The organism is Streptomyces malaysiensis subsp. malaysiensis (genome assembly GCF_040653035.1).
Classification (GTDB): Bacteria; Actinomycetota; Actinomycetes; order Streptomycetales; family Streptomycetaceae; genus Streptomyces; species Streptomyces malaysiensis.
The window spans coordinates 65,339-85,944 of the sequence record NZ_JBEZNG010000015.1; the positions used below are offsets into that span (position 1 = coordinate 65,339).

The following is a 20,606-nucleotide window of genomic DNA, read 5'->3' on the forward strand; positions in this document are numbered from 1 at the left end:
TTGACGGCCCGTCCGGATACCTGATTCGGTGCCCGTACACCCAGAAGGTGTGCGGGCACCGCCATGTCCGGACATGAGGCCGCGGTGTAAATTTCACGCCGATGACGCGAACGCACCCTTGTGCGCACCCGGTGGTGATGGGAATACTCGGCGGCGCAATTTGGCATGGACGCGCCCCCCAGTGGGGAGAAGCGCCATGTCGTTACGCCCTCCGGGCCCTGGCACCCCACTGCCGACGGGCCCAACCCCCCACTGGAAGGCAGAGAGTTGAAGCACCGCCGCATACCCAAGCGTCGTGTCGCCATCGCCGGAGCCGGCATAGCGGCCCTGGTCGCCACGGGCATCACCCTTCAGAGCGCCAACGCCGCGCCCGGTGAGCCCCAGCCCGAGACCCTCTCGGTCGGCGCCGCCGGAAAGCTCGCCCAGAACCTCACCTCCTCGCTCAAGAGCGACACGGCGGGTTCGTACTACGACGCCAAGACCAAGAAGCTCGTCGTCAACGTGGTCAACAAGGCCGTCGTGGACCAGGTCCGCGAGGCCGGGGCCGAGGCCAAGCTGGTCAAGAACACCCTGGCCGAGCTGAGCACGGCTCGTCAGACGCTGAAGCAGAAGGCCACCATCCCCGGCACCTCCTGGTCGGTGGACCCCAGAAGCAACAAGGTCGTCGTCACCGCGGACAGCACCGTCAAGGGCGCCCGCATGGCCACCCTGAACAAGGTCGCCGACGCGCTCGGCGGCAAGGTCGAGGTGAAGCGCTCGGCCGGGAAGTTCTCCACCTTCATCGCCGGCGGCGACGCCATCTGGGGCGACGGTGGGCGCTGCTCGCTGGGCTTCAACGTGGTCAAGGGCGGCGAGCCGTACTTCCTGACCGCCGGTCACTGCACCGAGGCCATCAGCAGCTGGTCCGACTCGCAGGGTGGCGAGGAGATCGGCACCAACGAGGGCAGCGACTTCCCGGGCAACGACTACGGCCTGGTCAAGTACACCAAGGACACCGACCACCCGAGCGCGGTCGACCTCTACAACGGCAGCACCCAGGAGATCAGCAAGGCCGGTGACGCCACCGTCGGCCAGACGGTGACGCGCAGCGGCTCCACCACCCAGGTGCACGACGGCGAGGTCACCGGCCTCAACGCGACCGTCAACTACCAGGAGGGGACGGTCGAAGGGCTGATCCAGACCACCGTCTGCGCCGAGCCCGGCGACAGCGGCGGCGCGCTCTTCGCGGGCGACACGGCGCTGGGTCTGACCTCCGGCGGCAGCGGTGACTGCTCCTCGGGCGGCGAGACCTTCTTCCAGCCGGTGCCCGAGGCGCTTGACGCGTTCGGCGCCGAGATCGGCTGACCTGACGAGCGCTTCGCTCCCGCGGTCCGCCCGCATCTGAACGGAGCAGGCCCCCGGACACCCGTGGACGGTGTCCGGGGGCCTGCCCCTTTGTTCACCCGCGGGTCGTTCAGCCGCGGGCCGTTCAGCCGGTCAGAACTCGAAGACCACCGTCGGGGCCGCACTCTTGAAGCAGTTGTTGGCGAAGGTGTGCTCGTACGACACCCGGCGGCCGTCCCAGATCCCCTCGGCGGTGACGGTGATGGGGTGCCACTCCTTGGTGCACACCCGGCCGGGCTCCGCGCCGGTCCGCAGCCGGCCGAACGTGCCGCCCACGGAGCGGAGTTCGGCGCATGCCTTGGCGCGGGCCGGGTGGGTGCCGGTGGGGGTGGGGCGACAGCTCAGCGTCACCGCCCGCTGGACCTCGGCCGTGGCCGCGTCGGACCCCCAGCCGACCGTGAGGACCAGTGCGGAGGGCGGGTACAGGCTTTTCGGCTTGGCGGGCTCGGCGTTCGCCGCGCCGCTCGTGCCGATCCCCAGCACGGCGCTTACGGCCATGGCGGCTCCCAGTCCGATCGCCCCAGTGGTCTTCCGCATTTCGAACACTCCCTTGCTCGTCGTTGCAGATACCGGACGGAGTCTTACGCGGTGCGCATCAGGAACGCACGTCGATCGAGCACTTCCGGTCGCTACAAGTAGTCGTTCGGTGGCTAATTGTCGCGTGCGGGGGGTGTCCGGACGCGGAACGCCGCGTGGTGACCGGGTGTGCGACGCCGCGCGGGCGCGCGCCCCTCGGGGGTCCCGTCGCCGTCTCGCGCTTCTGCGGATGGCGTGCTCAGTGCGGTGGCAATGCGCTCAAATCGATTCAAGAGCGCTCAGCTGAGCGAGGCTGGGCGAGACTGGGCGATGTCCATGATGGCTCTGGGGCGAGGGCCGCCGCGCACCGCGGCAGGGCGAGAACCTGCCAGGACAAGCCGACCGGCGGAGTGGGGTCAGCCCAGCTCTCCGCTCAGGGGCCCGGTCTGCCGTCCCCAGCCGTAGCCGCGCTCCGCGCGCAACCGCACCACCAGCCGTCGCTCGGCCACCATCGCGGTGCGGAACTCCTCCCAGTCCGGATGGTCGCCCTGGATCGCGCGGTAGACCTCCACCAGCTCGTCGGCGGTGGCGTCATGGGGGTCGGCGGCGACCGGCGTCAGCTCGGCATCGCCCTCGGCCACCAGATAGGAGTAGTGGTCCGCGCTGGTGACGTAGAAGCTCGCACGCGGATCGCGGCGCAGATTGCGGGTCTTGGCGCGGTCGTCGGTGACGGAGATCCGGATCAGGTGTGTGGCGGGGTCATAGGCGAAGGCGACATTGGACAGCTGCGGCCGTCCATCGCGCTTGAGGGTGATGAGCGCGCCGGTGCGCTGCTCCCGCAACAGATCGAGCAGGGATCCCTCCGTCATGGTGATCAGCATACGCACGGGCCGGTGACCGGCCCAGTGGTGTTGACCCGTCGGATTCCGTGCGCCGCCGCGCATCGCCCCCGTACCTCGCCTCCGCATGCCGCGTTCACAAGGCGACACGCGGGATTAAAGGGTGTTTTAGCCGCTTATGGTGGAGGGGGAAGCGCGATCGAGCCGACTCGCACGTCTGTTCGAGAATGGGGTTATGGTGGGGCGTGGGACAAGCAGGGTCGGTCAGGGGGTGTGAGCAGCGGGAGGTGCGGATGCCAGGCTTCACGCATCTGCACACCGCGTCCGGGTTCTCCATGCGGTACGGGGCCGCGCACCCGGAGCGGCTGGCGCAGCGTGCCGCCGAGCGCGGTATGGACGCGATCGCGCTGACCGACCGCGACAGCCTCGCCGGAGCGGTGCGGTTCGCCCGGGCGTGTGAGCGCGCGGGGGTGCGGCCGCTCTTCGGGGTGGACCTCGCCGTACGGATGGAGGCCCCGGAGCCGGGGCGCACCGCCCGGCGCCGTACGCCGGTGCGCGGCGGGGCGTTCATCGACGAGTCCACGCCCAGGGCGGTCTTCCTCGGCCGGGACGGCGCGGCCGGCTGGGCCGCGCTGTGCGGGCTGGTCTCCGCCGCCCACGCGGGGCTCGCCCACCCCGGGACCGCCCGGACGAACGGTGCCGGGCCGCCCCTGCTGCACTGGCGCGATCTGGCCGCCGACCCCGGCGCGCTCGCCCCGCTGACCGTGCTGCTCGGCCCGGACTCGGACGTCGGCCGGGCCCTGGCCGCCGGGCGCCCCGACCGGGCCGCGCGGCTGATCGCCCCCTGGCGTGAACTCTTCGGTGACGCGCTGCGGCTGGAGGCCGTATGGCACGGCCGGAGCGGCACCGGCCCGGGTTCGCTGCGGCTCGCCGCCCGTACCGTCGGCTTCGCCGCCGACCAGGGCATTCCGGCCGTGCTGAGCAACGCCGTCCGCTACGCCGACCCGGGGGAGGGGCCGGTCGCCGACGTCCTGGACTCGGCCCGCCGGCTCGTGCCCATCGACCCCCGCGACCCCGGGATGCTCGACAGCGGTGAGCGCTGGCTCAAGGGGCCCCGGGACATGACGAAGGCGGCCGAGCGGATCGTGGAGGCGGCCGGGATGGGGCGGGACGCCGCGCACCGGCTGCTGGAGGAGACCCGGCGCACCGCCGCCGCGTGTCTGGTCGACCCCGAGGACCACATCGGCCTGGGCAGCGTCCACTTCCCCGAGCCCCGGCTGGTCGGGGCCGGGCGGCGGAGCGCCGAGCGGGTGCTGCGGTCGCGCTGCGCCGCCGCCATGGTGCTGCTGGGGTACGACCGCGACCGGGCGCGCTGGGAGCGGCTGGAGGACGAGCTGCGCACCATCGAACGGCTCGGCTTCGCCTCGTACTTCCTCACCGTCGCGCAGGTCGTCGACGACACCCGGGAGCTCGGCATCCGGGTGGCCGCCCGGGGTTCCGGCGCCGGGTCGTTCGTCAACCATCTGCTGGGCATCGCCCATGCCGACCCCGTGGCCAACGGCCTGCTGATGGAGCGCTTCCTCTCGGTGCGGCGCGCCGCGCTGCCCGATATCGACATCGATGTGGAGTCCGCGCGCCGGCTCGATGTCTATCGCGCGATCTTCGAGCGGTTCGGGGCCGAGCGGGTCGCGACCGTCTCGATGCCCGAGACCTACCGGGTGCGCCATGCCGTACGGGACGTGGGCGCGGCGCTCGGCATGGACCCGGCCGAGGTGGACCGGCTCGCCAAGTCCTTCCCGCACATCCGCGCCCGCGACGCCCGTGCGGCGCTCGCGGAACTGCCCGAGCTGAAGGCGGTCGCCGCTGAGCAGGAACGTTTCGGCAGGCTATGGGAGCTGGTCGAGGCGCTCGACGGGCTGCCCCGTGGCATCGCCATGCACCCCTGCGGGGTGCTGCTCTCGGACGCCGGGCTGCTGGCCCGTACGCCCATCGTGCCGACCAGCGGTGAGGGCTTCCCCATGTCGCAGTTCGACAAGGACGACGTGGAGGAGCTCGGCCTGCTCAAGCTGGATGTCCTCGGGGTGCGGATGCAGTCCGCGATGGCACACGCGGTCGCGGAGATCCGGCGGGCCACCGGGCGGGTCGTGGACATCGACGACCCCGGGCAGGTGCGGCCCGGCGATCCGGCCACCTACGATCTGATCCGCTCCACCGAGACGCTCGGCTGCTTCCAGATCGAATCGCCCGGTCAGCGCGATCTGCTCGGCCGGCTTCAGCCCACCTCCTTCCACGATCTCGTGGTCGACATATCGCTCTTCCGGCCGGGTCCGGTCGCCGCCGACATGGTCCGGCCCTTCATCGAGGCCCGGCACGGCCGCAAGCCCGCGCGCTATCCGCATCCCGATCTGGAGGACGCGCTGCGCGAGACCTATGGGGTCGTGGTCTTCCATGAGCAGATCATCAAGATCGTGTCGATCATGACCGGATGTGAACGGGACCTCGCCGACGAGGCGCGGCGCGCGCTGTCCAACCCCGAGCGGCAGGGGCGGGTACGGGCCTGGTTCCACGCGGAGGCGGAGAAGCGGGGCTACTCGCCGGAGGTGCTGGCGCGCACCTGGGAGATTGTCGAGGCGTTCGGCTCGTACGGCTTCTGCAAGGCGCATGCCGTCGCCTTCGCGGTCCCGACGTATCAGTCCGCCTGGCTCAAGGCACACCATCCGGCCGCCTTCTACGCCGGGCTGCTCACACATGACCCCGGGATGTACCCGAAGCGGCTGCTGCTGGCGGACGCGCGGCGGCGCGGGGTGCCGATCCTGCCATTGGATGTGAACCGGTCGGGGGCCGCCTATCGAATCGAACTGACGTCTGGCGATTCCCGGGGCAGCCGTGACAAGGGGGATGAACACGATAAGAGGGGCGAACGTAATAAGGGAGATGATCGCGGTGAGGCGGGTGAACGCAGCAGCGGGGGCATCGGCATCCGGCTGGCGCTGAGCGACGTCCACGGCATCAGCGAGGCCGAGACCGAGCGGATCGCGGCCGGGCAGCCGTACTCCTCGCTCCAGGACCTGTGGCTGCGCGCCCACCCCGGACGGCCGGTCGCCGAACGGCTGGCCCAGGTCGGCGCGTTGGACGCGTTCGGCGTGAGCCGCCGCGATCTGCTGCTGCACATCGCCGAGCTGCACCGGCAGCAGCGGGGCGCCGCCCGGCGCACCGCGGAGGGCCAGCTTCCGCTGGCCGAAACCGGCCCCGCCGCCCCCGCCGGACTCCCCGACCTCGACGCCGGTGAACGCCTCGGCGCCGAACTCGGCATCCTCGGCATGGACGTCTCCCGCCATCTGATGGGCGACCACCGGGAGTTCCTGGAGGAGCTGGGCGCGATCCCAGCGAAGCGGCTGCGCGACGCGCGGCACGGGGAGGTCGTGCTCGTCGCGGGCGCCAAGGCCGCCACCCAGACCCCGCCGATCCGCTCGGGGCGCCGGGTCATCTTCACCACGCTCGACGACGGTACGGGGCTGGTCGACTGCGCCTTCTTCGACGACAGCCACGCGGCGTGCGCGCACACCGTCTTCCACTCCTGGCTGCTGCTCGTGCGCGGCGTGGTCCAGCGGCGCGGCCCGCGCAGCCTCAGCGTCGTGGGCTCGGCCGTATGGAACCTCGCCGAGCTGGCCCGGCTCAGGAAGGAGGGCGGTCTCGAGGCGGTCGCCGCCGAACTGGCGGGGACGGGCCCGGAGACGGCCGGGGCGGACGCCGGCTCCGGCCGCCGTATCGAGATGTCCACCGGCTACGCCATGCACCCGTGGGCCGACCTCCAGCCCGCGGGCGACCAGGCCGCCACCGGCCGCAAGCTGTGGCATGCGAGCCCGGGGAGCGCGGGATGACTTCCGGCCAGCACTCCCTTGCCCTGCCGGGCGCCGAGGGGAAGCCCGCCGCGCGACTGACCGGTGTGGTCCCGCTGGGCGGTGGCGTCCCGCTCGGCGCGCGGGCCGAGACGCCGCATGTGCTGTATGTGCGGTTCCATCCCGTGCCCCCGGAGGACGTCTACCAGGGGCTGCTCACCCTGCTCGGGGAGTTGACGCCCGTCGTCGAGGCGCTGCCGCCCGATGCCGCGCTCGCGGATGTGCGGGGTGCGCTGCGGTACTTCGGGCGGGACGCGGCGGGGCTGGCCGAGATCGTACGGGTCCGGGCGCTGGCCCGGTACGGCGTGGACTGCACCGTCGGTGTCGCCGCCAACCCCCTGCTCGCCCGCATGGCCGCCCACGAAGCCCAGGAGTCCCAGGGGGCCCAGGAGCCCGGCGGCCCCGGGGGCGGGCGGTCCGGCCGGGCGGCCGGGGCCGTCCGTACCGTTCCCGGCGATCCGGACGCCGTCGCCGAGTTTCTCGCCCGTAAGCCGCCCATCGCCCTGCCCGGGGTGGGGCCCGCGACCGCGCGCACCCTGAGTGCGTACGGGCTGGACAGCGCCGCGCGGATCGCCGCCGCGCCGCTGTCCACCTTGCAGCGGATCCTCGGTGTGGCGACCGCGCGCCGCGTCCACGCGTGGGCGCACGGGATCGACCCGGCGCCGGTCACCCCGAACGCCCCCGCCCGTGCGATGGGCGCCGAACACCGCTTCCGGCGCGATGAGTTGGACCCCGTCCGCAGGCGTCGCGCGCTGCTCACCCTCGCCGACGGGCTCGGGGTCCGGCTGCGGACGAGCGGGCAGGTCGCGGCCGCGATCAGCGTCACCGTCCGCTACGCCGACCGCTCCACTACCACCCGCACCCGCACCCTGGCCGAACCGACCGCGCACACCCCGGCGCTGACCGCCGCCGCGTACGCGCTGCATGACGCGCTCGGGTTGCAGCGGGCCCGTGTCCGGTCCGTGGCGCTGCGCGTCGAGGGGCTGATGGACGCCGGACTCGCCGCCCATCAGCTGACGTTCGACCCCGCGGACGAGAAGTCACGTCGGCTGGAGGCAGCCGCGGACCGGGCCCGTGCCCGCTTCGGCATCTCCGCGGTCCGGCCCGCCGGTTTCCTCGATGTCGCCTAAGCCGCCGCCTTGTCGGGCGTCGTATGCCCCGCCGGTTTCCTGAACGTCGCGTAACCTCACCGGCATCATGGATGTCGCGTAACCCCACCAGTTTCCTGGTTGTCACGTAACCCACCGGATTCCTGGACGTCGCGTGAAAAGGGCGTAGACGTTCCTTCACCGGCAGATGGCTGGATGCCATTGCTACTCGCGCGTAGCTTCGATTGAGCGCACCAAATTCTTGTGATCCGGATCGCAGGGCGCAGCACAAGCGCAAGCGCATCGTCAGCGCGACTCTCTCCCCCCACCAGCGAGGAGTTCATGTGATGCTGCCCCGGAGGCGTATCCGGCGAATCCGGAAGACCAAGCCCCGCACGCTACTGCCCGCCCTGGCCCTCGCGGTCGCGGCGACCGCGGCGACGCCCACCGCCGCGCTCGCCACGGACAACTCAGCGCGGGGGCAGACGCGGGGACAGGCGGTGAGCAGCGGCTGGAACGACTACTCCTGCAAGCCCTCGGCCCAACATCCCCGCCCCGTCGTCCTGGTGCACGGCACCCTCGGCAACTCCGTCGACAACTGGCTGGGCTTCGCCCCGTATCTGGTCCAGCGCGGTTACTGCGTCTTCTCCCTCGACTACGGCCAACTGCCCGCCGTCCCGTTCTTCCACGGTCTCGGGGCGGTCGACGAGTCCGCGAAACAGCTGTCCGCCTATGTGGACCGGGTGCTCGCCGCCACCGGCGCCGCCAAGGTCGACATGGTCGGTCATTCGCAGGGCGGGATGATGCCCCGCTACTACCTCAAGTTCCTCGGTGGCGCGCCGAAGGTGAACGCCCTGGTCGGCATCGCCCCCAGCAACCACGGCACCACCCTGTCCGGGCTCACCAAGCTGCTGGACTACTTCCCCGGGGCCGGTGACCTCATCGCCGAGGGCGCCCCGGGGCTGATGGACCAGGTCGTCGACTCGGACTTCCTGCGGCGCCTCAACGAGGGCGGCGACACCGTCCCCGGAGTGCGCTACACCGTCATCGCGACCAAGTACGACGAGGTCGCCACCCCCTACCAGGCACAGTTCCTCTCCGGTCCGAACGTCAGGAACGTCCTGATCCAGGACCTGTGCCCAACCGACATCTCCGAGCATCTGGCCATCGGCCTGACCGACGGCCTGGCCTTCCACGAGGCCGTCAACGCCCTCGATCCGGATCACGCCACCCCGACCACCTGTGCGTCGGACGACTGACGCCTGACGGCGTACGGATCGTCCTCCGCCATGGCGCGCCCTGCCTCGTTCCGTACGAGCAGGGCGCGTCGGCGTCGGACCGGTCCGCCTCCCGCGGTGCCGGTCCGGCCGGTCCGGCCGTCGTTCGGTTACTCGGCGACGAGCTCGACCTCGATGTTGCCCCGCGTCGCCTTGGAGTACGGGCACGCCTGGTGCGCCTGCTCGACCAGCTTGTGGCCGGTCTCGTTCTCGAGGTCGCCGGGCAGCTCGACGCGCAGCGTCACCTTGAGCCCGAAGCCGCCGTCCGCCTCGTCCTTGCCGATGCCGACCTCGGCGGTGACGGAGATGTCCTTGGTGTCGACCTTGGCCTGGCGGCCGACGAGGCCGAGCGCGGACGCGAAGCAGGCGGCGTAGCCCGCGGCGAAGAGCTGCTCCGGGTTGGTGCCCTCACCGTTGCCACCGAGGGCCGGCGGCATGGCGAGTGCGAGGTCCAGCTGTCCGTCGGAGCTCACGGCCCGGCCGTCGCGTCCGTTCGCCGTGGCCACCGCGGTGTAGAGCGCGTCCATGAAGACCATCCCTTTCGTGTTCGAGCAGTTCGGAGGGAGGCGGGTACTCGGGGTGCCCCGCCTCCGGGCAGAAGTACAGCACACAATTAAGTTGTGCACAACTAAAGGGTACGCTGGACGCATGTCACACCAGTCCGATCGCATCGCCGACCCCGCCGCCACCGGCCGTACCGCCCCGGAGCCGCCGTCCGCCGATGAGCTGCTCCGCCTCGATCGGCAGCTCTGCTTCTCCCTGCACGCCGCATCCCGCGCCTTCGACGGCCTCTACCGCCGGGTGCTGCGCGACACGGGGCTGACCTATCCGCAGTACCTGGCCATGCTGGTGCTCTGGGAGTACGGGGAGATGCCGGTCAAGCGGCTGGGGGAGTATCTGCGGCTGGACTCCGGCACCCTCTCGCCGCTGCTCAAGCGGATGCAGTCGGCCGGACTCGTCCGGCGCGAGCGCAGCGCACAGGACGAGCGCTCGGTGACGGTCCGGCTGACGGCGGAGGGGGCGGCGCTGAAGGAGCGCGCCCAGGGCGTACCCCTGAAGGCGATCGAGGCCAGCGGTCTCGGCCTGGAGGAGGCGGTGGAGCTTCAGGCGCGGGTGCGGCGGCTGACGGCGGCGCTTGACGCGGCGCTGGCGGATGAGGAGAAGCTGTAGCCGGAGGCGGTCATCCGGAGCTCTCCTCGCCGCTGGCGGTGCCTTTGCGAGTGCGGAAGATCTGGCCACCACCGCCAGCGGCGAGGAATCAGCAGAACGGCCGGGCGGGGGAGAACGTAAGAGTCGGTCCCGGGGGTGACGTCATCCTCCCCGGAACCGACTCCGTCCGAACGGCCGCGACTACGGCCTTACGGCCTCAGCCGTGCGACAGCGGCGTACGGCCTCAGCTCTGCGGCGTACGACCTCAGCCGCGGCCTCGGCGTACGGCCGCCTTGCGGCGGTTGGCGACGGCGAACAGCACGGCCGCGCCGCTGGCGAGCACCGCGGCGCCGCCGATGGCCATGGGGCCGGTGGACCCGTCGCCCCCGGTCTCGGCGAGACGCTGCCCGTCGGCGTCGCCCCCGCCCTGCCGCTCGGCGCCCGCGGCCATGACCTCGGCGCTCTTGGCCTCGGGGTGATTCCCCTCCGTGCCCTTCTCGTCTGCCGCCTTGGGCTGGTGGTTGGCCTCGGTGCCGCTGTCGCCGCCGTGGCCGTGGTGATCGACCGTCGACTTCTCGGCGCCCTTGGCTATCTGCGCCTCATTGGGCGCGGAGGCGGCGGGCGCGGAACTCGCCTTCGTCTCGGCCTCCTTCGCGGCCCCGGCTCCGGCCCCGGCCCCGTTTCCGCCGAAGGTCACATCCGAGCAGGTGTAGAACGCCTCCGGGCTGTCCGAGCGCTGCCAGACGCTGTAGATCAGATGGCGGCCCGACTTGTCGGGCACGTTCCCCGAGAAGACGTAACTCCCGTCCTTCAGCGTGGGATCGGTGACCTTGGCGAACGGCTCCGCCTCAAGGTCCGACCAGGTCAGCGGCTTCGTCGGGTCGTAGCCGTCCTTGGTGATGTACAGCTCGAAGCTGCCGCGGTGAGGTGCGGTGGCCCGGTAGGTGAAGGTGTGCTCACCGGCCGTCATGGCGGTGGCGGGCCAGTCGGCGCGCGGCAGGTCCAGGCCCTTGTACTTGTCGCGGCCCGCGCTGCACAGCTTTCCGTCCGGGATGATCTCCTTGTGACGCCCGGCGGCGTCCGGGATGTTGACCTCGTTCCAGTCGTAGAGCGGCTGGGTGCCGCCCGCCTCGACGGCCGCCTTGCAGGCGGCCGAGTCCGGGCTCTCCGGGCCCTCCGCGAAGCACGCCGACACCCGGCTGACCGGGTCCTGCATCGAACCGTGCGCGTCGGCCGGGTCCGCGCTCAGCGCGGTGAGGGCGAGCGGCACCAGACCGAGCACGGCGATCCGGGCGCTTCTGCGGTGAGCGGTGGCACGAGCGGTCATCGTCGGGGGCTCCTTCGGTGGGGGGTGACGCGCGGCATTCGGTGGGGGCGACGCGCGGCATTGGGTGGGGGGTGACGCGCAGCACGCTAGCCCGCCCCACCGGCTCTCCCGCCGGTCTTATGGCGCCGTTAAGGAGCAGCTCAGGCGGAGCTGAGACTGGGCCGGTCCCGGGGGTACTCAAGGTGATCGCCGATGATTGCCGAGCGTTGGTGGCGTGGAAAGGTGACACATATGACCGGAACGAACGCTCCCCGCGGCTCCGGCGCCGCCGACGGTGCCCCCGCCTCCCGCGCCTCCCGTGCCTCGGCCCGCGAGCTGATCGAGGCCGTCACCGACCCCGGCAGCTGGTCCGGCTGGGACGAGCCGGTGGAGATCACCACGGACGACCCCGACTACCGGGCCGACCTGGAGCGGGCACGGGAGCGCACCGGGCTGGACGAGTCGGTCATCACCGGTGAGGGCCGTATCGAGGGGCGCAGGGTGGCGCTGATCGCCTGCGAGTTCCGCTTCCTGGCCGGCTCGATAGGGGTCGCCGCGGGGGAGCGGCTGGTACGGGCCGTGGAGCGGGCCACGGCGGAGCGGCTGCCGCTGCTCGCGGCACCGGCGTCGGGCGGCACCCGGATGCAGGAGGGCACGGTCGCGTTTCTCCAGATGGTGAAGGTGGCCGCGGCGATCACGGACCACAAGGCAGCGGGCCTGCCGTACCTCGTCCACCTCCGCCACCCCACGACCGGCGGCGTCCTCGCCTCCTGGGGCTCCCTCGGCCACGTCACCGCCGCCGAGCCGGGCGCCCTCATCGGCTTCATGGGCCCGCGGGTGCACGAGGCCCTGTACGGCGAGGAGTTCCCGCCCGGCGTCCAGAACGCCGAAAACCTGATGAACCACGGGCTGATCGACGCGGTCCTGCCGCTGAGCCGCCTGTCGGGCGTGGCGGCACGGGTGCTGAGGGTCCTCTGCGCGGGCGAGGTCGCGGCCGGGGGCGCGACGGACTCCGGGCCCGCGCCCGCCACGGCAGCGGGGGCGGGGGCGGCCGCCCCCGGTCAGCCCGGGCCCTCCACCGAGCCCGCGCCCGACCCCGGCACGCCGGGCGAAGCGCAGGCGGTGCCCGAGGCGGCCGCCCCGCCCGCATCAGAGGCCGCCCCGCCCGCATCGGCGGTCGCCCGGGGCTCAGCCGGGCCCGCCGCCGAGGCGGGGACCGGCGCGCCGGGTGATGCGCACGGCGGGCCACCGGGGCGGCGCGGGGGTTCGTCGGCCGGGGGCGGCCCGTCCGCCACATCCGGCAACGGGCGTGGTGGCGCCGAGGCCGCGGAGGCGAAGGGAGCGGCCGCACACGGCGAGGTGGCGGGGGGCCGGTGGGACGCGGAGGCCGGGCCCCCGTCGGCCGCCCCCGGACACGTTGTACCTGGCGGGTGCGGTGCCGAGCGGGGCGCGGATGGCGCCGCCACGGCACAGGCGGTTGGGGCGGCCGAGGGTGTGGCGGCCGGTCACGGTCAGGGCGGGGTCGCTGTCTTCGCCGGGGCGCCCGAGGGTGCGGGTGGGCCGTCCGCGGAGGTGTCGATACGGGCTTCGCGGCGGGCTGAGCGGCCCGGGGTGCGGGATCTGTTGCGGGTCGCCGCCGAGGACGTGAGTCCGCTCAGCGGTACGGGGGTCGGGGAGCACGATCCCGGGCTGTTGCTCGCCCTCGCCCGGGTCGGCGGGACGCCCTGCGTCGTCCTCGGCCACAACCGGCGCAGCGCCCGTAAGGGCGAGAGCGCCGACGGGCCGGGGGAGGGGCAGGCGCTGGGTCCGGCCGGGTTGCGGACCGCGCGGCGCGGAATGCACATCGCCGCCGAACTCGGGCTGCCGCTGCTCACCGTCATCGACACCGCGGGCGCCGCGCTCAGCCGTGAGGCCGAGGAGGGCGGGCTCGCGGCGGAGATAGCGCGGTGCCTCGCCGACATGGTGACCCTGCCCGCGCCCACCCTCTGTCTGCTGCTCGGACAGGGCGCCGGTGGCGCGGCGCTCGCGCTGCTCCCCGCCGACCGGGTCGTGGCGGCGCGCCACGCCTGGCTGTCGCCGCTGCCGCCGGAGGGCGCGTCCGCGATTCTCCACCGCACCACGGAGCGGGCGTACGAGGTCGCCGCCCGCCAGGGCGTACGTTCCGCCGACCTTCTCGCCCAGGGCATCGTCGACCGCATCGTGGAGGAGGACGGGGACGGCTCCCGGGGCGGGGACGGCCCCCGGGGCGTGGACGGTCCCCGGGACGTGGATGACGCCCGGGGCGGGGACGGCTCCCGGGATGTGGGTGACGCCCGGGGCGGGGACGGCTCCCGTACCCCCGACGCACGCCGGGCCACAGATGGCGACCAGGCGCCCCATGCCCCCAGCGTGCCCGATGCCTCCCAGGCGCCTGACGCGCGTCAGGCCCCCGATGCGCATCCGGCTGCCGCTGCCCGCCAGGCGCCCGACGCGCGCTCTGCCACCGATGCCCGTCAGGGCGCCGATGCCCGCGAGGCCACCGACGGCCACCAGGCGCCCGACGCATCCCGCGCCCCCGACGCATCCCGTACCCCCGATGCCTTCCTCCGCCGGCTCGGCCATCTCCTCGGCGCCGAACTCGCGGCCCTGCGCGATCAGGACCCGGCCGAGCGGCTCGCCGCGCGCCGGGTGCGCCATCGACGTATAGGGCTGCCCCGTTGACACCGACTGTTGATGATCTTTGACGGCTAATCAGGGCCAAACGGGGCGGACCGGAACGTCGAATTAGCGGTCTTAGGCATGCCTAACCTAATCTCGGGCCGTGAACGAGAATGATCTCGATGCGGCGTCACGGCCGTTCCCCTCCCCTGCCCGCGGCCGCCTCCCGGCCGCCCCGCGGCCGCCTCGGCTCCACCTCCTCGCGCTCAACCCCACCGACTCCGTCACCGAGGGCTTCCTCCCCGCGGCGGCCCGGCTCGGCCTCGCGGTCACCCTCCTCACCGACCAGCCCGAGGCCCATGAACGCGCCTACGGTCGATGGGACGAAGACGGCGCGGACCCGCGCCCGTTCCCCGCGCTCGACATCGTCCCCTGTGCGGTACGGGACTACGCCGAGGTCATCAGCCGTATCGCCGCCGACGGCCGCCCCACCGCCGTCTTCACCAACAGCGACCACCTCCAGGCCCAGGCCGCCCTCGCCGCCCAGTACTTCGGCCTCCCGGGCAAGGACTGGCGCGCCGCGCTGCGCACCAAGAACAAGGCCGAGCTGCGCCGTGCCCTCGCCGCCGCGGGCCCGGACGTCGCCGACCCCGTCTGGTCCGCCGAACTCGCCACCGGGCAGGACCCCGCAGCCCTCGCCGGGCTCGACGCGCCCTACCCCTGCGTGGTCAAGCCACGCGAGGGCGTGGCCAGCGAGGACGTCGTCCTCGTCGCCGACGCGGATGAACTCGTGCGGCGCTGTGTCGAGATACGGGCCCGGCGGCCGGGGGCGGCCCTGGTCGTCGAGGAGTTCCTCGACGGTGAGCTGCGCACCCTCGAAACCCTCGGCGACGGCCGCACCCTGCACATCCTCGGCGCCTTCCGCACCGAGCTCTCGCCGCCCCCGCACTTCATCGAGGAACGGCTGCATCTGCTGCCCGCCCCGCCCCCGCAGCCCCACACCGACCAGGTGCTGGCACAGCTGCACGCGCTGGGCGTCGGCTTCGGCGTGTGCCACACCGAGTACGTCGTCCAGGGGGACCGGGCCCGCCTCATCGAGGTCAACTACCGCGCCATAGGCGACCAGTGCGATCTCGTCCTCGCCGAACTCCTCGGCATCCCCCTTTTCGAGCACATCCTCCGTACGCACATGGGCGAGCCGCTGCCGGACGACCTCGGCGCGCGCACCGACGGCAGGGTGCGCATGGAGTACGTCATGGCCGACCGCGCCGGGCGGCTCGCCTCCGCCCCTCCGGCGAGTGTGACCGAGCGCGACGGCGTACGGCTGGACTACCGGCCGCTGCGCGGGATCGGCGAGGAACACCCGCTCCACCGCACCAATCGCGACTTCCTCGGCGTGCTCCGGGCCACCGGCACCGATCAGGGGCGGATCGACGCGGCAGTGGCGGAGTTCCTCGCGGCCCACCGATGGGAGATCGTGTGACAGAGGAACGTGTGACAGAGGAAGAGGACCTTCTCGGACGGGTGCTCGACACGCTCCTCCGGGAGGACGCCTACAAGCTGCGCAGCCACGCCACTACGGTGCGACGCGCCGACGGGGACTGGCTGCGCATCGCGCTCGAGGGGGGCGACAGCGTGCTGTTGCCCGTGGAACCCGAGGGTTTCCAATGCGACATCCGCACCCGCCGCCCGGCCCGGCTGCTCTGTGTGCCCGGTCGTCGTTCCACACCCATCGTGCTGACCGGGCTCGATGCCGTCCTCGGGCGGCTGCGGGGGGCCGTGCCCGACGAGGACCGGGCGCTCTACGACGTCTTCCTGAACGAATGCCGTCAGGCACTCGCTGCCATGCGGCTGCACACCCGGGTCCGGCCCGGTGTCGTCGCCGAGTTGGCCGCGCGGCACGGCGTGCGGTGGGCCGGGATGTCGGGGGCCGTCGCGTATGACACGCTCGCCGCCTTCCGGGACCATCCGGTCTACCCGACCAGCCGGGGCCGGTCCGTCTTCACCGAAGACCAGTTACGCGCCCACGCACCCGAGTTCCACCCCACCTTCCCGCTGCGCTGGCTCGTCCTCCCCCGCGAGGCGGTCGGCGGGGACCCGGCGCGGCTGCCCGCCTGGTGGCCCACACCGGCCGAGCTCGGGCCCGGCGCGGGACCAGGCGACGGGCAGCGACTCGCCCTCCCCGTACACCCCCTCACCGTCGGCCGCCCCCTGGAGACCGCGCTGCGCGTGGCCGGGCTCGACGGGGTCGCCCGGCTCGCCGATCGCGGGGTGCTGGACGTACGGCCCACGCTCTCCATGCGGACCGTGGCCGTCGCCGACGACCCCCTCGTCCACCTCAAACTGCCGCTCACCACCTCCACCCTGGGGCTGCGCAACCGCCGGTCCATCAAGCCCGGCACCCTCATCGACGGCGAGGTGGCCCAGCGGCTGCTGGAGGCGGTGATGGCACGGGAACCGCGGTTCGGAGCCACCGTGCTGCTCGCCGATGAGACCACCCACCTCCACGCCGGACACGAGCTGCTGGCCACGCTCGTACGCCGCTATCCGCCCGGTCTGGAGAACGCCACGGTCGTGCCGCTGGCCGGGCTGCTGGCCCCCGCCCCGGACGGCACGCTCGTCATCGACGGGCTCGCCGAGCGCCACTACGGCGGGGACGTCCTCGCCCTGCTCGACGAGTACTTCACGCTGCTGTTCGACTTCCACACCACCCTCTTCGCGTACGGCATCGCGCTGGAGTCCCACCAGCAGAACACCTCGCTGGTCTTCGAGGACGGCGGCGAGCACGCCGGAGCGGTGCCCCGCCTCCGGCTGCTCATCAAGGACCACGACGGGCCCCGCGTCCACGCGATACGGCTCGCCGCCATGATCGGCGGAGGACCCGCCGCCGATCTGTGCGGATTCGACGACCGCAGAATCCTGACGTCAGGGGACGGACCGGTGGCCGATGTGTTCACCACCATCACCGTCCATCTGTGCGCCGCCGCCCCCGTCTTCGAACTCGCCCGCCTCGGCCGGGCCCCGCTCGACACGCTGCTGCGGCGGGTGCGCGACCGGCTCACCGACGCCGTGGACCGGCTCGCCGTCACCCGGCCGGGCGCGGCCGCCGCACTGCTGCGCAAACGCGTGCTGGACGCGGACCGGCTGCCGGTCAAGGCGATGGTCACCGCCGGCACCTTGTTCACCAAGGAGCGCTCGGGCGCCGCGGACATCAACAAGCACTACGTCACCGGGCCCAACTATCTGCCGCGGGGAAGCGGCGGATGACCGCCGCGCCCGAGCGGCCCCCCTTACCCCCGAACCCCATCCGCACCGCCTCCCGTACCTCCCTCGTACCGCTCTCCTCCGCACCCGTTGGAGCCGCCTCATGCCCATGACCTCCTCGCCCGCCGCGACCATGGCCTCCGCCGACCACGCCACCGCCCACACCCTCCTCAACTGTCTGCTCCGTGAGGTGTCGGGGCCGGAGCGCCAGAGCGTCGTGGCCGATGGGTGGCTGCGGCTGAGGCTGCCGCGCTGTGGGGTGCTGCTGCGCGTCGGGCTGCGGCGTGCCTCCCTCATCGGGGCGCACCGCTTCACCGGGCCGGTCAGCGAACAGCGCGACGGCGCCTGGGCCGAGGTCTCCTGGCGTGAGCTGGCCGAGCGCGTCCAACGGGAGCTCCAACTGCGTACCGGGGTGCGGAACGACGAATTCCTGGACCAGGTCGCCTCCAGCCACGCGGGCATGACGGCGGCCTTGGAAGCCAGGGGAGAGCGGAGCGCGCCACCCGCCCCTGCCGATACGACCGCCCATGACGCTTATCTCGCCTCCGAGCAGTCCCTGCTCTTCGGCCACCGCTTCCACCCCACCCCCAAGGCCCGCACCGGCAGCGCCGACTCCTGGTCGCGCTTCGCCCCCGAGGCCGGGGCACGCTTTCCGCTGCACCATCTCGCCGTACGCCAGGAGTACGTCCGCGAGGAGTCCGCGCGTCCCGGGGCGCTCGCCGCGCTGGACCGGCAGGGCGGACAGCGCGGGCAGGACGGGCAGGGCGCCGTCCCCGAGGGCTTCCGGCTGCTGCCCGCGCACCCCTGGCAGTACGCGATGCTGCGTGAGCACCGGGTGCTGCGGGCGGCGCTCGCCCGGGGCGAGGTGCTGGACCTCGGGCCCGGGGGCGCGGAGTTCGCGCCGACCGCGTCGGTCCGCACGCTCTACGACGGCCGGGACTTCCTCAAGTTCAGCCTGAATGTGCGGATCACCAACTGCCTGCGCAAGAACGCCGACTACGAACTGTCCGGCGCCGTCGCCCTGACCCGGCTGCTGGAGCCGGTCGCCGCCGATCTGGCCGCCCGCTTCCCCGGCTGTGAGCTGCTGCGCGAACCCGCGTACCGGACGCTGGACCTCGGCGGTGAGCGGCAGTTGATCGAGGGGTTCGGGGTGATCGTCCGCGAGGGTCTTGCCGCCCGGCTGCGGCCGGGGCTGACCGCGCTGCTCGCGGCGGCCGTCGCCGATGAGTACCCGACCAGCGGCGCCCAGATCTCCCGGCTCCTCCCCGACGTCGGCCCCGACCGGCTCTCCGCGTGGTGGCAGGCGTATCTGGATCTGCTCGTACCGCCCGTGCTGGCCGCCTACTTCGACCACGGTGTGGTCCTCGAACCCCACCTCCAGAACGTCGTCATCGGCGTCGATCCCGCCGACGGCACCCCGCGGCAGGTGCTCTTCCGCGATCTGGAGGGCACCAAGCTGGTGCCCGAGCACCACGCCGCCGCGCTCGCCGCGCTGCCCGAGGCCGTGGCCCGCCCGCTGACGTACGAGCGGGAGCGTGGCTGGGACCGGGTGGTGTACTGCCTGCTGGTCAACCACGTCGCCGAGATGGTGGCCGCCCTCGCCGACCGCTGCCCGGGGCTGGAGCCCGCACTGTGGTCGGCGGTCCGCCGGGTGCTGTGCGAGCGCTCCGCGGCCCATGACCACCCGCCCGCGCTGCGCGCGCTCGTGGCGGGCGTGCCGCTGCCCGCGAAGGCCAACCTCCTCACCCGCTGGGCCCGCCGGGCCGACCGCCACGCGGGCTATGTCCGCATCGCCAGCCCCCTCGCCTCCGAGCTGTTGTCGGAGGCGGCCCACGTGTCGGAGGCGACGCATGTGCCCGGGGCGGGGCATGTGCCCGGGGCGGGGTGCGTGCCCGAGACGGCGCGCGTGTCCGGGGCGGGGCACGTCTCCGAGGAAGCCGTCCACGCGTGCGAGGCGGGGCACGGCCCCGAAGGGCCCCACGTATCCGAATCCGCCCATGTCATCCACCCCGGGAGCAGCCGTTGATCACCTCCGCCGTCCGTACCCTCGCCACGGAGCTCACCGGCGACGACCTTCCCGCCTACGTATACGACCTGCCCGCGCTCCGCGCGCACGCGCGGGCCGTACGGGACGCGCTGCCGCCGGGCCTTGAGCTGTACTACGCCGCGAAGGCCAACCCGGCGCCGCCCGTCCTGCGGACCCTCGCCCCCCACGTCACCGGCTACGAGGTCGCCTCCGGCGGTGAGGTGGAGCATGTCCGCGCGGCCGTGCCCGGGGCGCCGCTGGCGTTCGGCGGGCCGGGCAAGACCGAGGGGGAGCTGCGGCGGGCGCTGACACTGGGCGTGGAGCGGTTCCATGTGGAGAGCGAGCAGGAGCTGCGGCTGCTGGCCGGGGTGGCGGAGGACGCGGGGATCGACGCCGTAGACGTCCTCCTGCGTGTCAACGTCCCCTTGGCCAGTGACGAGTTGGGCGGCGCCGCGCTCGCCATGGGCGGCCGCCCCAGCCCCTTCGGCCTCGACCCCGAGGCCGTGCAGCGGTGCCTCTCCCTGCTCTCCGGGGCGGGCTCACACGGCCCCCTCCGGCTGCGCGGCATCCACGCCCACCTCGCCAGCGGCCTCGACGCCCCCGCCCAGCTCACCGTGGCCGCAGCGATCGCCGACTGGGCGCGGAAGCTGTCCGAACGCCACGGCCTGGACGACCTCACCGAGGTGAACGTCGGCGGCGGGATGGGCGTGGACTACGCCCATCCCGACCGCCGCTTCGACTGGGCCGCCTACGGCAAGGGCATGGCGGACCTCGCCCTGCGCCATCCCGGCCGCACCCTGCGGATCGAGCCCGGCCGGGCGCTGACCGTCTACTGCGGCTGGTACGTCACCGAGGTGCTGGACATCAAGCACAGCGGCGGCGAGGCGTTCGCGGTGCTGCGCGGCGGCACCCACCACATCCGCACCCCCGCCACCAAACAACACGACCAGCCCTTCCAGGTGCTGCCCATGGACACCACGGCCACCTGGACCCGGCCCTGGGCCCGCCCGGCCGTACGGGAGGAGCCGGTCACGCTGGTCGGCCAGCTGTGCACCCCCAAGGACGTCCTGGCCCGCCGGGCCCAGGTCCCGGAGCTACGGGCGGGGGACCGGGTCGCCTTCGCGATGGCGGGTGCGTACGCGTGGAACATCTCGCACCACGACTTCCTGATGCACCCCCGGCCGGGCTTCCACTACCTGGACACATAGCTACCTGGACGCGT

14 protein-coding genes are annotated in these 20,606 nt (G+C 73.0%); 10 read left to right on the forward strand and 4 right to left on the reverse strand.

Annotated elements, in window-relative coordinates:
* The first annotated feature begins 267 nt into the window (after positions 1 to 267).
* A complete protein-coding gene (locus AB0E24_RS27020; protein WP_099013295.1) occupies positions 268 to 1,344 on the forward strand; it encodes a S1 family peptidase in 1,077 nt (358 codons plus the stop codon).
* Between the two features lie 132 nt (positions 1,345 to 1,476).
* Here the strand turns inward: AB0E24_RS27020 and AB0E24_RS27025 are convergent, their stop codons facing one another.
* Positions 1,477 to 1,920 (reverse strand): subtilase-type protease inhibitor, encoded by a 444-nt coding sequence (locus AB0E24_RS27025; protein ID WP_069868828.1) that lies wholly within the window; start codon positions 1,918 to 1,920, stop codon positions 1,477 to 1,479.
* 395 nt (positions 1,921 to 2,315) lie between these two features.
* Positions 2,316 to 2,768: a PPOX class F420-dependent oxidoreductase gene (locus tag AB0E24_RS27030; protein WP_231981509.1), complete on the reverse strand. Its 453-nt coding sequence runs from the start codon at positions 2,766 to 2,768 to the stop codon at positions 2,316 to 2,318.
* 263 nt (positions 2,769 to 3,031) lie between these two features.
* Between AB0E24_RS27030 and AB0E24_RS27035 the strand changes: the two genes are divergently transcribed.
* The 3 genes from AB0E24_RS27035 to AB0E24_RS27045 all read left to right on the forward strand — a co-directional run bounded on the left by AB0E24_RS27035 (position 3,032) and on the right by AB0E24_RS27045 (position 8,984).
* Positions 3,032 to 6,619, forward strand: a complete 3,588-nt coding sequence (locus tag AB0E24_RS27035; protein ID WP_359380748.1) for a DNA polymerase III subunit alpha — start codon at positions 3,032 to 3,034, stop codon at positions 6,617 to 6,619.
* Complete coding sequence (locus AB0E24_RS27040) at positions 6,616 to 7,767, forward strand: DNA polymerase Y family protein (RefSeq protein WP_359380750.1); 1,152 nt, start codon at positions 6,616 to 6,618, stop codon at positions 7,765 to 7,767. The genes AB0E24_RS27035 and AB0E24_RS27040 overlap by 4 nt, the downstream gene beginning before the upstream one ends.
* Before the next feature lie 305 nt (positions 7,768 to 8,072).
* Complete coding sequence (locus AB0E24_RS27045; protein WP_359380751.1) at positions 8,073 to 8,984, forward strand: esterase/lipase family protein; 912 nt, start codon at positions 8,073 to 8,075, stop codon at positions 8,982 to 8,984.
* A gap of 128 nt (positions 8,985 to 9,112) precedes the next feature.
* Here the strand turns inward: AB0E24_RS27045 and AB0E24_RS27050 are convergent, their stop codons facing one another.
* Positions 9,113 to 9,529, reverse strand: a complete 417-nt coding sequence (locus tag AB0E24_RS27050; RefSeq protein WP_079153420.1) for an organic hydroperoxide resistance protein — start codon at positions 9,527 to 9,529, stop codon at positions 9,113 to 9,115.
* Between the two features lie 121 nt (positions 9,530 to 9,650).
* On the opposite strand from AB0E24_RS27050, the gene AB0E24_RS27055 reads away from it, so the two are divergent.
* A complete protein-coding gene (locus AB0E24_RS27055; RefSeq protein WP_069868836.1) occupies positions 9,651 to 10,172 on the forward strand; it encodes a MarR family winged helix-turn-helix transcriptional regulator in 522 nt (173 codons plus the stop codon).
* 244 nt (positions 10,173 to 10,416) lie between these two features.
* On the opposite strand, the gene AB0E24_RS27060 is transcribed toward AB0E24_RS27055, so the two are convergent.
* A complete protein-coding gene (locus tag AB0E24_RS27060) occupies positions 10,417 to 11,478 on the reverse strand; it encodes a lytic polysaccharide monooxygenase (RefSeq protein WP_359380754.1) in 1,062 nt (353 codons plus the stop codon).
* 231 nt (positions 11,479 to 11,709) lie between these two features.
* On the opposite strand from AB0E24_RS27060, the gene AB0E24_RS27065 reads away from it, so the two are divergent.
* From AB0E24_RS27065 to AB0E24_RS27085, 5 genes are all read left to right on the forward strand, one after another.
* Positions 11,710 to 14,157 (forward strand): carboxyl transferase domain-containing protein, encoded by a 2,448-nt coding sequence (locus AB0E24_RS27065; RefSeq protein WP_359380757.1) that lies wholly within the window; start codon positions 11,710 to 11,712, stop codon positions 14,155 to 14,157.
* Between the two features lie 100 nt (positions 14,158 to 14,257).
* Positions 14,258 to 15,577 (forward strand): ATP-grasp domain-containing protein, encoded by a 1,320-nt coding sequence (locus AB0E24_RS27070; protein ID WP_359380760.1) that lies wholly within the window; start codon positions 14,258 to 14,260, stop codon positions 15,575 to 15,577.
* Complete coding sequence (locus AB0E24_RS27075) at positions 15,562 to 17,361, forward strand: IucA/IucC family protein (RefSeq protein WP_374344740.1); 1,800 nt, start codon at positions 15,562 to 15,564, stop codon at positions 17,359 to 17,361. The genes AB0E24_RS27070 and AB0E24_RS27075 overlap by 16 nt, the downstream gene beginning before the upstream one ends.
* 100 nt (positions 17,362 to 17,461) lie before the next feature.
* The gene (locus tag AB0E24_RS27080; RefSeq protein WP_359380763.1) at positions 17,462 to 19,384 is read left to right on the forward strand and encodes an IucA/IucC family protein; all 1,923 of its coding nucleotides are present in this window, start codon (positions 17,462 to 17,464) and stop codon (positions 19,382 to 19,384) included.
* Positions 19,381 to 20,592, forward strand: coding sequence for a type III PLP-dependent enzyme (locus AB0E24_RS27085; RefSeq protein WP_359380765.1), 1,212 nt, complete (start codon positions 19,381 to 19,383; stop codon positions 20,590 to 20,592). The genes AB0E24_RS27080 and AB0E24_RS27085 overlap by 4 nt, the downstream gene beginning before the upstream one ends.
* Positions 20,593 to 20,606: the final 14 nt, after the last annotated feature.

Excerpts from the sequence above, each read along its gene's own strand:
- AB0E24_RS27025 (WP_069868828.1), bottom strand. The coding sequence starts at position 1,920 with ATGCGGAAGACCACTGGGGCGATCGGACTGGGAGCCGCCATGGCCGTA.
- AB0E24_RS27030 (WP_231981509.1), bottom strand. The coding sequence starts at position 2,768 with ATGACGGAGGGATCCCTGCTCGATCTGTTGCGGGAGCAGCGCACCGGC.
- AB0E24_RS27035 (WP_359380748.1), top strand. The coding sequence starts at position 3,032 with ATGCCAGGCTTCACGCATCTGCACACCGCGTCCGGGTTCTCCATGCGG.
- AB0E24_RS27040 (WP_359380750.1), top strand. The coding sequence starts at position 6,616 with ATGACTTCCGGCCAGCACTCCCTTGCCCTGCCGGGCGCCGAGGGGAAG.
- AB0E24_RS27045 (WP_359380751.1), top strand. The coding sequence starts at position 8,073 with ATGCTGCCCCGGAGGCGTATCCGGCGAATCCGGAAGACCAAGCCCCGC.
- AB0E24_RS27050 (WP_079153420.1), bottom strand. The coding sequence starts at position 9,529 with ATGGACGCGCTCTACACCGCGGTGGCCACGGCGAACGGACGCGACGGC.
- AB0E24_RS27055 (WP_069868836.1), top strand. The coding sequence starts at position 9,651 with ATGTCACACCAGTCCGATCGCATCGCCGACCCCGCCGCCACCGGCCGT.
- AB0E24_RS27060 (WP_359380754.1), bottom strand. The coding sequence starts at position 11,478 with ATGACCGCTCGTGCCACCGCTCACCGCAGAAGCGCCCGGATCGCCGTG.
- AB0E24_RS27065 (WP_359380757.1), top strand. The coding sequence starts at position 11,710 with ATGACCGGAACGAACGCTCCCCGCGGCTCCGGCGCCGCCGACGGTGCC.
- AB0E24_RS27075 (WP_374344740.1), top strand. The coding sequence starts at position 15,562 with ATGGGAGATCGTGTGACAGAGGAACGTGTGACAGAGGAAGAGGACCTT.
- AB0E24_RS27080 (WP_359380763.1), top strand. The coding sequence starts at position 17,462 with ATGCCCATGACCTCCTCGCCCGCCGCGACCATGGCCTCCGCCGACCAC.